The sequence below is a fragment of the Lichenibacterium ramalinae genome (genome assembly GCF_004137085.1).
In the GTDB taxonomy this organism is placed as follows: Bacteria; Pseudomonadota; Alphaproteobacteria; order Rhizobiales; family Beijerinckiaceae; genus Lichenihabitans; species Lichenihabitans ramalinae.
Window position 1 is genome coordinate 114,173 of the sequence record NZ_QYBC01000006.1, and the last position, 12,672, is coordinate 126,844.

11 protein-coding genes are annotated in these 12,672 nt (G+C 73.1%); 4 read left to right on the forward strand and 7 right to left on the reverse strand.

Annotated features, from left to right (window positions below; translation table 11 throughout):
* Positions 1–104: 104 nt before the first annotated feature.
* Together D3272_RS08705 and D3272_RS08710 are read right to left on the reverse strand one after the other, a co-directional pair.
* A complete protein-coding gene (locus D3272_RS08705) occupies positions 105–1,166 on the reverse strand; it encodes a Ppx/GppA phosphatase family protein (protein WP_428977974.1) in 1,062 nt (353 codons plus the stop codon).
* Positions 1,167–1,383: 217 nt separating this feature from the next.
* Complete coding sequence (locus D3272_RS08710; RefSeq protein WP_342634172.1) at positions 1,384–2,178, reverse strand: TerC family protein; 795 nt, start codon at positions 2,176–2,178, stop codon at positions 1,384–1,386.
* 117 nt (positions 2,179–2,295) lie between these two features.
* Between D3272_RS08710 and D3272_RS08715 the strand changes: the two genes are divergently transcribed.
* The 3 genes from D3272_RS08715 (at position 2,296) to xth (ending at position 5,424) form a co-directional block, all read left to right on the forward strand.
* Positions 2,296–3,567, forward strand: a complete 1,272-nt coding sequence (locus D3272_RS08715; RefSeq protein WP_129218770.1) for an FAD-dependent monooxygenase — start codon at positions 2,296–2,298, stop codon at positions 3,565–3,567.
* A gap of 171 nt (positions 3,568–3,738) precedes the next feature.
* Positions 3,739–4,611, forward strand: coding sequence for a lysophospholipid acyltransferase family protein (locus tag D3272_RS08720; RefSeq protein ID WP_129218771.1), 873 nt, complete (start codon positions 3,739–3,741; stop codon positions 4,609–4,611).
* Between the two features lie 21 nt (positions 4,612–4,632).
* Positions 4,633–5,424: an exodeoxyribonuclease III gene (gene xth / locus D3272_RS08725; protein WP_129218772.1), complete on the forward strand. Its 792-nt coding sequence runs from the start codon at positions 4,633–4,635 to the stop codon at positions 5,422–5,424.
* 12 nt (positions 5,425–5,436) lie between these two features.
* Here the strand turns inward: xth and crcB are convergent, their stop codons facing one another.
* On the reverse strand, positions 5,437–5,868 hold the full coding sequence (gene crcB, locus D3272_RS08730) for a fluoride efflux transporter CrcB (protein ID WP_129218773.1): 432 nt from the start codon (positions 5,866–5,868) through the stop codon (positions 5,437–5,439).
* On the reverse strand, positions 5,865–7,121 hold the full coding sequence (locus D3272_RS08735) for an alpha/beta fold hydrolase (protein WP_207210171.1): 1,257 nt from the start codon (positions 7,119–7,121) through the stop codon (positions 5,865–5,867). Before D3272_RS08735 ends, crcB begins: the two co-directional genes overlap by 4 nt.
* A 41-nt stretch (positions 7,122–7,162) precedes the next feature.
* Here D3272_RS08735 and D3272_RS08740 point away from each other — a divergent pair, with 41 nt between their 5' ends.
* On the forward strand, positions 7,163–7,774 hold the full coding sequence (locus D3272_RS08740) for a TetR/AcrR family transcriptional regulator (RefSeq protein WP_129218774.1): 612 nt from the start codon (positions 7,163–7,165) through the stop codon (positions 7,772–7,774).
* A gap of 9 nt (positions 7,775–7,783) precedes the next feature.
* On the opposite strand, the gene D3272_RS08745 is transcribed toward D3272_RS08740, so the two are convergent.
* The 3 genes from D3272_RS08745 to D3272_RS08755 form a co-directional block, all read right to left on the reverse strand.
* Positions 7,784–9,325, reverse strand: a complete 1,542-nt coding sequence (locus D3272_RS08745; protein ID WP_129218775.1) for a YifB family Mg chelatase-like AAA ATPase — start codon at positions 9,323–9,325, stop codon at positions 7,784–7,786.
* A 100-nt stretch (positions 9,326–9,425) separates the two neighbouring features.
* Positions 9,426–10,580, reverse strand: coding sequence for a YihY/virulence factor BrkB family protein (locus D3272_RS08750; RefSeq protein WP_165361282.1), 1,155 nt, complete (start codon positions 10,578–10,580; stop codon positions 9,426–9,428).
* A 132-nt stretch (positions 10,581–10,712) separates the two neighbouring features.
* Entirely contained in the window at positions 10,713–12,524 is a 1,812-nt protein-coding gene (locus D3272_RS08755) for an ABC-F family ATP-binding cassette domain-containing protein (RefSeq protein ID WP_129218777.1), read from the reverse strand.
* Positions 12,525–12,672: the final 148 nt, after the last annotated feature.

Sequence of the window (12,672 nt, forward strand, 5' to 3'; positions counted from 1 at the left end):
GGTCTTCTCCTGGGGCGGCGCGGCGTCGGCCGGTGCGACGGATGGGCGACGCGATGCTGCGTCTTACAGACAAAGCGCCGGCGCCGAAACCGGCTCCGCCCCGCTCAGCCCACGCGCCCGGCCCGCTGCGGCCACACCCCGTCGCGGCACATCATCTGGATCAGGATGCCCTCGCGCAGGCCGCGGTCGGCGATGCGCAGCCGCTCGCTCGGGAAGGTGCGGCGCAGCGCTTCGAGAATGGCGCAGCCGCCGAGCACGAGGTCGGCCCGGTCGGGACCGATGCAGCCATGCGCCACCCGCGCCGTGAAGGGCATGGCGCGCAGCCGGCCGATGGCCTCGTCCACGTCGGCGCGGCTCATCCAGAGCCCGTCGATGCGGCGCCGGTCGTAGCGGCCGAGACCGAGGAACACGCCCGCCACGGTGGTGACGGTCCCCGACGTGCCGAGCAGGTGGAACTGGCCGCAGCGGTGTTGCGCCCGCACCTCGGCGGCGAAGGGCGCCAGGGCGAGTTCGACGTGGGCCACCATGGCGCCGAAGCTGTCGGCCGAAACGTCGACGCCGCCGAAGCGATCGGCCAGGGACACGACGCCGAGGGGCAGCGACGTCCAGGCCCGGATGCGGTCGCGCACCTGCCCGGAGCCGTCCGGCGACCGGTCGCGGTCGAGCCACACGATCTCCGACGAGCCGCCGCCGATGTCGAACAGCACGACGCCCTCGGCGGCCTCGTCGGCCAGGGCCGCGCAGCCCTCGGCCGCCAGGCTCGCCTCCGTGCCGCGGTCGACGATCTCGACGTCGAGCCCGGTGCGCTGCCGCACGCGCTCGAGGAATTCGGGGCCGTTCTCGGCGGCGCGGCAGGCCTCGGTGGCGATGAGGCGGGATTGGGTGACGCCCCGCGCCGCGATCTTGTCGCGACACACCGCCAGGGCCGCGAAGGTGCGGTCGATCGCGGCCTGGCCGAGCCGCCCGGTGGTGGACAGGTTCTCGCCCAGCCGCACGATGCGCGAGAAGCTGTCGACCACCTGCAGCCCGTCCCCGGTGGGCCGGGCGATCAGCAGGCGGCAATTGTTGGTGCCGAGGTCGAGGGCGGCGTAGAGCTCGTGACGAGCACGGGCCACGGGGGTCGGCTCCGTCGCCCGGGTCGGGCAGAGCGCACCCCTGTGATCCACCAGAACCTCCACGGCCGGGCCCGTCTTCGGCCACCCGCGGCCGATGCGTCCCATCGCGGGTCAAGCTTAACGGATGCGAAGGCCCGGCATCAAGCGTCGGCTTCGCCGGGACACGCGCTCAGCGTCGATGCCGGCGTCGCACTCGGGCCCGAACGCCGTTCGACGCAATCGGGGAAGCGCGCGTGGCGATCGGGAAAACGCTTGGGTTCACCGGCCCTCAGGGCCCCGCCGGCCTGCCGTCCGCGACGCGCACGCTTTGCCGGGCGGCGTCCCGGCGGAGGCGGCGGTTGCGCCGCGCCCAGATGTTCAGCACCTCGACGCCGCCGGAGAACACCATGGCGAAGTACAGGTAGCCGCGCGGCACGTCGAAGCCCGTGCCCTCGGCGACCAGCGACAGCCCGATGAGCACCAGGAAGCACAGGGCCAGCACCTTGCTGGTCGGATGCGCCCGGATGAAGCGCGCGACGCCGTTGGCGGCGACGAACATGACCACGATGGAGATGAGGATCGCCGTCACCATGACGACGAGGTCGCGCGCGATGCCGATCGCCGTCAGGATCGAATCGAAGGAGAAGACGAGGTCCATGACGGCGATGTTGAGGATGACGAGGGGTAGCGCCCGGGGCTTGGGCACCGCCTCCTCGTCCTCGTCGTGGCCGTCGTCGATCTCGCCGTGGATCTCCAGCGTCGCCTGCACGATGAGGAACAGGCCCGCCGCCCCCAACACGATGTCGCGCCACGACAGCGGGTGGTCGAACACCGTGACGACGGGACGCGTCAGCGCGATGAGCCAGGTGAGGCCGCCCAGGCTCGCGACGCGGAACACGAAGGCGAGGCCGAGGCCGAAGATGCGGGCGATGCGCGCGCGCGCCGGCGGCAGCCGGGCGCCGATCAGCGACACGAAGATGACGTTGTCGATGCCGAGCACGATCTCCATGGCGGTGAGCGTGCCGAGCGCCAGCCAGCCCGAGGGGGTGAAGACCCAGTCGAGGTCGAGCGCCAGGCCGTTCACGGCAGCGGCTCCGGGGCCGGTGCGCTCGGCGTCGCGCGCGGCATCGCGGCGGTTGCCGCCGGGGCGGGCCGCCCTCTATGTGGGACGCCGATCCCGGCGCGCGCGGACCCCTCGCCCATGACTGCAGCAAGCCCCGAACCCGCCGGCGCGGCCCCGCGCGGGGCCGAAGGTCCCGGCGTCCGCACGGTCGCGGCCGAGGTCGCCATGGTGGGGGCGGGCGCCGTGGGTCTGTCGATCGGCATCGCTCTCGCAACGGCTGGCATCACGGTGGTCCTCGTCGGAACTGTCGACGCACGGCCCAACGGCCGGACCGTCGCGCTTCTGGAAGGGTCCGTGCAGTTCTTGGCACGGCTGGGCGTGTGGCGGCAATTGCGCGACCTCGCCGAGCCCCTGCAGGTGATGCGCCTCGTCGACGACACGGGCTCGCTGTTCCGGGGCCCGCCCGTGGCCTTCGACGCCCGCGAGATCGGCCGCGACTGCTTCGGCTACAACATCCAGAACCACCTCCTGGTCGCGGGCCTGGCCGAGGCGGCCCGCGCCGTGCCCGGCCTGACGCTGTTGCCGGGACGCCTCGAGCGCTTCGCCTTCGGGCCGGACCGCGTCGCCGCGGAGGGCCCCGACGGGCTCTCGGTGAGCGGCACGGTGCTGGTCGCCGCGGATGGACGCCGGTCGGCGGCGCGCCGGGCCGCCGGCATCGGCGTGCGCGAGGTGCCCTACCCCCAGGAAGCCCTGACAGCGACGCTCCACCACGACCGTCCTCACCGCAACGTTTCGACCGAGTTCCACACCCGCCAGGGCCCGTTCACGCTCGTGCCGCTCCCGGGGAGCGCCGAAGCCGAGCACCGGTCGAGCCTCGTCTGGGGCATGGCGCCCGAAGCCGCGGAACGCCGCGCCGCCCTGCCGCCGGAGCGGCTGGCCCGCGACATCGAGCGGCAGAGCCGCATGCTGCTCGGCCGCATCCGGGTCGTCGGGCCGGTGGGCCGCTTCCCCATCGCCAGCCTCAAGGCCGACAGGCTGGTGGGGCCGAGGATCGCGGTGGCGGGGGAGGCCGCGCATGCCATGGCGCCGATCGGCGCGCAGGGGCTCAACCTCAGCCTGCGCGACGCCGCCGCCCTGTCCGAGGTCCTGGCCGACGCGCGGCGCGGGGGCGAGGACCTCGGCGCCCCCGCGGTGCTGGACCGCTACGCCCGCACGCGCCAGGGCGACATCGCGGCGCGGAGCTTCGGCGTCGACTGGCTGAACCGGGCCATCCTCGACGACCGCCTGCCGACCGACCTGCTGCGCGGCGCCGGCCTGCTCGCCATGTCCAGCATCGGCCCGCTGCGGCGGCTCGCCATGCGGCAGGGGCTCATGCCGGGCGCCGACGCGGATGCCGCCGCGACGCGATGATGCCGCCACGGGGTGTGACGCCGCCACGGGGCGGTGACGCCGCCGCAACAGCGCCGCACCGTTCGGCGTGCCCCGGCCTCCCGCGACCATCTCCGGGTTGACGAAGGGGAATGGCTTCGTCCATGCCTCGCCTTCGCCCCGCCCGCCCTCCAGCCCGCGACCTCGACACCGATGCGTTTCGCTTGGCGCCCCGCCCGCCATCGCCTGGAGCACCGTCTGTTCGGCGCGGCCGGCACGCTGTTCCGCCTCATGGGGCTCGAGCGCGCCTCCGCGATATCGGGCGGGATCTGGCGCGCCGTGGCGCCGCTGACGCGGCGGCACGGCCGCGCCTTGAACCACCTCGCCCTGGCCCTGCCCGACACGACGGCGGCCGAGCGCGAAGCCATCGTCCGCACCATGTGGGAGAACCTCGGGCGGACCTTCGCCGAAGCCTTCTTCCTGCGCGAGATCGCCGCCGGCGACCGGGTCACCTTCGAGAACCAAGCCGCCTTCGACGCCTGGCGCGCCTGGCCGGGCGGCAAGGTCGCCTGCGCGGCCCATCTCGCCAACTGGGAGCTCGCCATCGCGCCCGCGACGCGCAGCGGGCTCGCGCCCTGGAGCATCTACAAGCGCCTGCGCAACCCGCTGGTCGACCAGGACGTGCACGCGCTGCGGGCGCATCTCTACACGGGCGGCCTCGTGCCGAAGGACGCCGGCGTGCCGCGCCAGTTCCTGCGCGTCATCCGCGGCGGCGGCACGGTCGGGCTGCTGACGGACCTGCGCGACGGGGCCGGCGATCTCGTGCCCTTCTTCGGCCGGCCCGCCCACACCACGACCTTCCCGGCGCTGCTGGCGCTGAGCGCGGGATCGCCTATCCTGGTCAGCTGCATGCGCCGCGTCGCGGGCGTCCGTTTCGTGCAGAGCTACGAACTCGTCCACATGCCCGCCAGCGGCGACCGCAGGGCCGACCTCCTCGCCGTGACGGCGGAGGTGCAGGCCGTGTTCGAGCGTTTCATCCGGCAATGGCCGGACCAATGGATGTGGGCCCACCGCCGCTGGGGGTGAGGCCCGACGAGGATCGACGACATGCGGATCGCCACCTGGAACGTGAACTCGGTCCGTCAAAGGCTGCCCCACCTGCTCGACTATCTCGGCAAGGCCGCGCCCGACGTGCTGTGCCTGCAGGAGTTGAAGGGCGTCGACGAGAGCTTCCCGCGGGCCGAGGTGGAGGCGGCGGGTTACCACGCGATCGTGCACGGGCAGAAGGGCTTCAACGGCGTCGCCATCCTGACCCGCGCCGCGCTGGCGCCGGCGGAGGCCGACGTGCTGGTCCGCCTGCCGGGCGACGAGGCCGACGTCCAGGCCCGCTACCTCGAGGCCGTGGTGCGCGACGCGGGCGGCGCCGTGCGCGTCGCCAGCATCTACCTGCCGAACGGCAACCCGCCCGACACCGAGAAATACCCGTACAAGCTCGGCTTCATGGACCGGCTCACGCGCCGCGCGGCCGAACTCTTGGCGGCGGAGGAGTGCGTCGTGTTCGCCGGCGACTACAACGTCATCCCGGAGCCGCGGGACGTCTACGACGCCGAGGCCTGGCTCGGCGACGCCCTGTTCCTGCCGGAAACGCGCCGGCGCTTCCGCACGCTGCTGAACCTCGGCCTGACCGACGCCGTGCGGGCCACGACGGATGCGGCCGGCCTCTACAGCTTCTGGGACTACCAGGCCGGCGCGTGGCAACGCGACAAGGGCATCCGCATCGACCACCTGCTGCTCTCGCCCAGGGCCGCGGACCGGCTGCGTTCGGCGACGATCGACCGGCACCTGCGCGCCGCCGACAAGCCCTCCGACCACGTGCCGGTGCGGATCGAGCTCGGTTGAGGCGGGGTCGCGTCAGGCCTCGTCCTCGATCCGGGCCTGCACGATCGGCACGGCGCCGCCGTTGAGGGCGGCACCGGCGAGGTGCCCCACCGCGACGGCGGCGAGGCAGAGCAGCAGCGATACCGCGACGTTGACGGCGGCCCGGCCCATCGCGCCGGCGCGCAGCAGGTCCAGGGTCTGCAGGCTGAAGGACGAGAAGGTGGTGAAGCCGCCGCAGAACCCCACCATCACGAAGAGCCGCGCGGTTTCCGGCACCGGATAGCGCCCGTGGGCCAGCGTCAGCGTCCCGACCAGGCCGATGAGGAACGATCCCGCGATGTTGATGAGGATCGTGCCCCAGGGCAGCGTGCCGCTGATGGGTGCCGCCGCCAGGCCCGCGAAGTAGCGCGCCACCGTCCCGATCGCGCCGCCGAGCGCCACGACCAGCACCGTCACGAGGTTCATGGGCGCCGGGCCCCGTCGCGGCGCCGCGCCGCCGCGGCCTCGATCCAGGCCGCCACCGTCTCGGGCTGGGTGTAGGGGATCATGTGGCCGCCGTCGACGCGCGTCAGCCGGGCGCCCCAGATCTGCGCCGCCGTCTCGGCGCCGTGGCGCTCCGGATCCAGGATAGCGTCCTGCGCGCCGAACAGGATGTCGACCGGCATGGCCAACTCGGCGTAGCGCCGCACCATGTCGGACGCGGCGGCGTTGGCGCCGGCGAGATCGGCCGACGTCGCCTGGAAGTTCGCCGGCCGCAGCCCCAGCGCCCCGCCGCCCGCGACCGCGAAGTCGCCCGGCACGGGCTCGGGCCCGAAGACCAAGCTGGCGGTGCGCTCGGGGTCCCACTGCGCCAGCGGCACGACGGCGGTCCAGGCCAGCAGGCTGCGTAGCAGCGGCGAGCGCAGGGCCAGGAGCGCGAAGGCCGGCGGCACGGCCTCGACCGGCCGCGTGAACGGCGACAGCAGCGCGAGGCCGCCGACACGCTCCGGATGCTGGATCGCCAGCATGAGGGCCAGGGCGCCCCCGAGCGAATGGCCGACCACGACGGGCCGGTCGAGGCGCAAGGCGTCGATCAGGCCGGCGAGGCTCCGGGCCTGGTCGGCGAGGCTGGGCTGCACGAGGGCGTCGGACACGGAATAGCCCGAACCCGGACGGTCGACGAGGACGACCCGGTGGCGGGCCGCCAGGGGCTCCAGGATGCGGCTGAAGTTCCGCAGCTGGCCGCCGAGCCCGTGGATCAGCAGCAGGGCCGGCCCCTGGCCCCGCTCGACGACGTGCAGGCGCGCGCCCTCGACCTCCACGATCGTTCCGTCCTGCGGCACCATGCGCTCGAAGCGCCGCGCCGCGGTGCCCGCATGGAGGGCGAGCCCGCCCGCCGCCACCATCCCAACCCCGACCGCTCCCGTGGCGATCCGCCCGAACCCGCTCATCCTGCCTCCATCGGCGCGGCCCGTGCCGCAGCCTGTTCGACGGCCCGCCGCCCCGTCGGAACGACCTCGGCGCCGCGACCGGTCCCCGGCCTCGCCCCGGACGCCACGCCGGGCCTCGGTGTCGCACCCTGACCCGCGATCCAGGCGGACCGGGTCGGAGGCCGGCCGGTCGTCGGGGTCGGGCCCGGCATTGACGGTGGACCCGCCCTGGTAGTTCCCGGGGACATGCGTGAAAACGTCGGCGTGGACGATGCGGTCGATCCCCTCCGGCCCGACGGCGAACGTCATCAGAAGTTGAATCGCCCGCCACACCATGCCAAGGGACGGGCATGCCGAGCAGCCGAACCTCCAACCGGTACCAGGGCCTGCCGCTGGAGCAGCGCCGCGCCCAGCGCCGCGAGGCGCTGATCCGCGCCGCCATCGCGGTCTACGGCGAGCGAGGCTTCCGGGCCGCGACCGTCAAGGCCGTCTGCGACGCCGCCGGGCTGACGGAGCGCTACTTCTACGAATCGTTCCTCAACAGCGAGGCCCTTCTGGTCGCCTCCTACGAGACCGTGATCGCGGCGATGCTGGGCGAGATGCGCGCGGCGGCGGAGGCCGCGCCGAGCACGGCTCGGGCCGAAGCGGTGCTGCGCAGCTACTACGCGATGCTGCGGCGGGACCCGAAGGGCGCGCGCGTGTTCCTGGTGGAGATCGCCGGCGTCAGCCCCGCCGTCGACCACGTGTCGGGCGCGGCTCTCAAGGGCTTCGGCCTCCTGCTCGATATGGCCGTGAACCCGGATGGCGCGGCTCCGACCAGCCCCGGCCTGCTGCGGGCCGGCGTCATGGGCGGCATCATCCATATCGCGCTGCGCTGGATCGCGGGCGGCTATGCGGAGGACATCGACGCCGTCGTGGCCCAGGCTTCGCGGCTGTGCGGGACGCTGCGGCAGGGCGCCTGACGAACCGGATCATGCGGGGGCGCGGGTGCGACGATCGACGCTGGGCCGATAGGACAGCGCCTCGGCGAGCTGCGCCCGTCCGACGCCGGGCGTGCCGTCGAGATCCGCGAGGGTGCGGGCGAGCTTCAGCACGCGGTGGAAGCCGCGGGCCGAGAGCCGCAGCTGGTCCGCCATGGCACGAACGAAGGCCGTCCCGCCGGCATCCAGCGCCGCCACCTGCTCGATGACGGCGGCGGGTGCCGCCGCGTTGGTCGTCACCTCCGGCAGGCCGAGGCCGGCATAGCGGGCGACCTGCCGGGCCCGGGCCCGGGCCACGCGGGCCGCCACCTCGGCGGAGCCTTCCGCCGGCGGCGGCAGGATGAGGTCGGCGGCCGAGACGGCCGGCACCTCGAGGTGGAGGTCGATGCGGTCGAGAAGCGGACCGGACAGGCGCGACTGGTATTGCGCCATGCAGCGCTCGTTGGGCTGGCGCCGGCAGGCGTAGCCGGGCTCGGTGGCGAGCCCGCAGCGGCAGGGGTTCATGGCGGCGACGAGCTGGAACCGCGCCGGATAGGTGACGCGGTGGTTGGCGCGGGCGATCGACACTTCGCCGGTTTCGAGCGGCTGGCGCAGCGAATCCAGCACCGGAGTGGCGAATTCCGGCAGTTCGTCGAGGAAGAGCACGCCGTTATGGGCCAGCGACACTTCCCCGGGGCGGGCGCCCGTGCCGCCGCCCACGAGCGCCGGCATGGAGGCGGAATGGTGCGGCGCGCGGAACGGCCTGCGATCGGTGAGGGCGCCACCGGCCAGCGCGCCCGCCACCGAATGGATCATCGACACGTCGAGCAGTTCGCGGGGTGTCATGGGCGGCAGGATGGAGGGCAGCCGCGCCGCCAGCATCGACTTGCCGGACCCGGGCGGCCCGTTGAACAGGAGGTTGTGGCCGCCGGCCGCCGCGATCTCGAGCGCGCGCTTGGCGCTTTCCTGCCCCTTGACGTCGCGCAGGTCCGGCAGGTCCGTCCCGGCGGCCCGCATGGCGGGTTCGGGCCGCGCCATGAGCTGCGTGCCCTTCATGTGGTTGGCGAGCTGGATCAGCGAGCGCGGCGCCAGGATCTCGAGGTCGCGCGAGGCCCAGGCCGCTTCCGGCCCGCAGGCGGCCGGGCAGATGAGGCCGTTGCCGGCGGCATTGGCGGCGACGGCGGCGGGCAGCACGCCCGAAACAGCCGAGATGGATCCGTCCAGCGCCAGTTCCCCCAGCACCGTGAAGCCCTGCAGGGCGTCCGACGGCAGGGCCCCGATGGCCGCCATGACGCCGAGCGCGATCGGCAGGTCGTAATGGCTGCCCTCCTTGGGCAGGTCGGCGGGCGCGAGGTTGACGGTGATGCGCTTGGCCGGCAGGGCCAGGCCGGAGGCCGTGAGGGCGGAGCGCACGCGCTCGCGCGATTCCGCCACGGCCTTGTCGCCGAGCCCGACAACGTTGAACACCACGGCGCCGTTGGTAATCTGCACCTGCACGTCGACGGGCCGAGCCTCGATCCCCTGGAACGCGACCGTGGCAACCCGCACCACCATCGCCATCTCCGCCGGCCCACGCCCCACCGTTGAGGACGCTAGCCCGCAGTCGACGGCTAAGCAAGCGACGGTTGAACCCGAGACGGCTCCAGGCCGGCGGTCAGGCCTTGCCCTTGCCGGGCGCCACCGGCGCGACGGGCGAGCCGGTGCGGGACGCACGCTCGTCGAGTTCGTCGTCGATCTCGGCGCCGACGAGCAGCACGAGGGCACTGACCCAAAGCCACAGCAGCAGGATGACGACGGCGCCGAGCGCGCCGTAGGTGGCATCGTAGGAGCCGAACTTGCCGACATAGACGGAGAACAGGATGGAGCCCGCCAGCCACAGCACCGTGGCGATGCCCGACCCCCAGCTGATCCAGCGCCAGCTGGCATCCTTCCGGCAGGGGCCGACGCGGTAGATCAAGGCGAAGCCCAGCGCCACCAGGACGGCCAGGATGGGCCAGCGGGCGAAGTTGAGCAGCGTGCCGGCCACCGAGCCGAACGGCAGGAAGTTGAGCAGGATGGGGATCACCGCGACGGCGAAGACCACGATGATGGCGAACAGGATCGCCCCCAGCGTCAGGCCGAGCGCGATGGCGGTCTGCACGACGAAGGAGCGGGTCTCGATCTCCTCATAGGCGATGTTCAGCCCCGTCATGATGGACGAGATGCCGTTGCGCGCGCTCCACAGCGCCAGGACGAGGCTGGTGGCCAGCGCCCAGGACAGCGTCGAGCCCGCCGTCTTGGCGAAGTTGTGCAGCCCGTCGATGATGAGCTTCATGGCCTCGGGCGGCAGCAGGTAGCTGTAGTCCTGGATGCGGCTGGCCACGTCGTCCGGGTTGCCGACCAGCGCGTAGAGCGACACCATGGCGGCCAGGGCCGGGAAGATCGACAGCATGACGTAGAAGGCGACGCCCGCCGCCACGAGGCTGATGTTGTCGTTGCCGAACCGGTCGTAGACGGACCGGGCGATGCCGAGGAAGCCGGGCGGGTGCTCGGTCGGCTTGCCGTCGGTGCCGGCCTTGGCGTCGTTGATGCGGCCCTTCTCGCCCGCACCCTTCTCGCCCGCACCCTTGCCGCCCGTGCCTTGCCCGCCCGCGGCTCGCATGCCCGTGCGGGCGGCGTCGGGCGGGGCGTTCGCCGGCAGGGGCGGGCGGGGTCCGGCCGGCTCCGTGCCCTGCTGTCGCCGCAGCACGCCCACGAGGGCGAAGCCCAGCACCGCTGCGGCGGTCCAGGCCGAACCCGAAGTCCCGCCCTTCGACATCGGTTCGGTCATGACGTGCATCCCTGTGATGCCAGCTAATGCTTGACCACAGAGTTCGTTTCACCCTGCCGCCATGCCGCCGCCGCTTTTCCCGGCCGTCGGCAGCAGAGGGACGGCCCACGACATTGCAGGGCGCCGCGCCGCTCAGCCTTCGAGGCCCTCGCGCATCATTTCCAGGGTGAGCCACTGCTCTTCGGCGGCGGCGAGCTTCCCATCCAGGTCGGCGAGCGAGGCCGAAAGCTTGGCGAAGCGGGCGGGATCGCGCCCATAAAGGCCGGGATCGTCGAGGGTTGCCTGGGCCTTGGCCTTCCGGGCCCGCATCTCCTCCATCTGCCGGGGCAGGTTGTCGAGCGCGTGCTTGTCCTTGAAGCTGAGCTTGCCGCGGCGGGCCGGGGCCGGGGCGGCGGCGGCCGCGACACCTGCCGAGACGGGCCCGGCCTGCACCTCCCGGGTCCGCGCCGCCACGCCCGAGCCGCGCTGCGCCACCATGTCGGAATAGCCGCCCGCATATTCGGTCCAGCGCCCCTCCCCTTCCGAGTTGATGACGGAGGTCGCCACGCGGTCGAGGAAGTCGCGGTCGTGGCTCACCACCACGACGGTTCCGGGATATTCGGCGAGCAGGTCCTGCAGCAGGTCCAGGGTTTCGAGGTCGAGGTCGTTGGTGGGCTCGTCGAGGACCAGGAGGTTCGAGGGCAGCGCCAGGGCGCGGGCCAGCATCAGGCGGCCGCGCTCGCCGCCGGACAGGCGCGACAGCGGGGTGCGGGCCTGTTCGGGGCCGAACAGGAACTCCTTCATGTAGCCGATGACATGCTTGCTGACGCCGTTGACGATCACCTGGTCGGAGCCGCCCCCGGTGAGGGCGTCGGCCAGGGTCGTGTCGGGCTTGAGGCTCGAGCGCGCCTGGTCGAGCGTCGCGAGCTGGACGTTGGCGCCGAGCTTCACCGTGCCGGTGTCGGGCTCGTCGCGGCCGGTGAGAAGGTTCAGCAGCGTCGTCTTGCCGGCGCCGTTCGGCCCCACGATGCCGAGCCGGTCCCCGCGCAGCACCCGGGTCGACAGGTCGCGCACGATGGGCCGGTCGCCATAGCTCTTCGACACGCCCTCCGCCTCGACGACGAGCTTGCCCGAGGTCTTGCCCTCCGACACCGTCATGGTGGCGAGGCCCACGACGCGGCTGGCCTCGCGCTTCTCGCGGCGGAGATCGCCGAGCTCGGCCATGCGGCGCACGTTGCGCTTGCGGCGGCCGGAAACGCCGTAGCGGACCCAGTCCTCTTCGCGGGCGATCTTGCGGTCGAGCTTGTGGCGCTCGAGCTCCTCCTCCTCGAGCACCTGGTCGCGCCAGTCCTCGAAGGCGCCGAAGCCCTGGTCGATGCGGCGCGTGCGGCCGCGGTCGAGCCAGACGGTGGAGCGCGACAGGTTGGTGAGGAAGCGCCGGTCGTGGCTGACGAGGACGAGGGCCGAGCGCAGCGACTTCAGCTCGTTCTCCAGCCACTCGATGGCCGGCAGGTCGAGGTGGTTGGTGGGCTCGTCGAGGAGCAGGATGTCGGGCTCGGGCGCGAGGACGCGGGCCAGGGCGGCACGGCGCAGTTCGCCGCCCGACAGGTGGCCGGGCTTCTCGTCGCCGGTGAGGCCGAGGTCGTCGAGCAGGGAGCGGGCCCGGTAGGGATTGTCGAGCGGCCCGAGGCCGGCTTCGACGTAGGACAGGACGTCGTCGTAGCCGGCGAGGTCCGGCTCCTGCGGCAGCACCCGCAGCGTGGCGTCGGGCTGGAGGAAGCGCGTGCCGCCGTCGAGGCCGATGTCGCCCGCCACGACCTTCATCAGCGTCGACTTGCCCGAACCGTTGCGGCCCACGAGGCAGATGCGGTCGCCGCGTCCGACCTGGAGGTCGACCCCGTCGAGCAGCGGCTTGCCCCCGAGCGTGTAGCGGATAGAGGTCATCTGCAGCAGCGGCGGCGCCATGAGGGTCCTGGTCCATGCGAGGTCGGTGGCCGCGCGCGGCGGCGGGCGTCGACGGCTGTCCTGCACGGAAAAACCGGAGCCGTCGACCCGGGCTGTTCACGCGGCACCGATGCGGAACGGCCGGCACGCGACTTTTCCGAGCCTTCCC

What these genes read in the sequence shown, in the direction of transcription:
- D3272_RS08715 (WP_129218770.1), top strand. Translation starts at nt 2,296, where the DNA reads ATGACTGCAGCAAGCCCCGAACCCGCCGGCGCGGCCCCGCGCGGGGCC.
- D3272_RS08720 (WP_129218771.1), top strand. Translation starts at nt 3,739, where the DNA reads ATGCGTTTCGCTTGGCGCCCCGCCCGCCATCGCCTGGAGCACCGTCTG.
- xth (WP_129218772.1), top strand. Translation starts at nt 4,633, where the DNA reads ATGCGGATCGCCACCTGGAACGTGAACTCGGTCCGTCAAAGGCTGCCC.
- crcB (WP_129218773.1), bottom strand. Translation starts at nt 5,868, where the DNA reads ATGAACCTCGTGACGGTGCTGGTCGTGGCGCTCGGCGGCGCGATCGGG.
- D3272_RS08735 (WP_207210171.1), bottom strand. Translation starts at nt 7,121, where the DNA reads ATGACGTTCGCCGTCGGGCCGGAGGGGATCGACCGCATCGTCCACGCC.
- D3272_RS08740 (WP_129218774.1), top strand. Translation starts at nt 7,163, where the DNA reads ATGCCGAGCAGCCGAACCTCCAACCGGTACCAGGGCCTGCCGCTGGAG.
- D3272_RS08745 (WP_129218775.1), bottom strand. Translation starts at nt 9,325, where the DNA reads ATGGTGGTGCGGGTTGCCACGGTCGCGTTCCAGGGGATCGAGGCTCGG.
- D3272_RS08750 (WP_165361282.1), bottom strand. Translation starts at nt 10,580, where the DNA reads ATGACCGAACCGATGTCGAAGGGCGGGACTTCGGGTTCGGCCTGGACC.
- D3272_RS08755 (WP_129218777.1), bottom strand. Translation starts at nt 12,524, where the DNA reads ATGGCGCCGCCGCTGCTGCAGATGACCTCTATCCGCTACACGCTCGGG.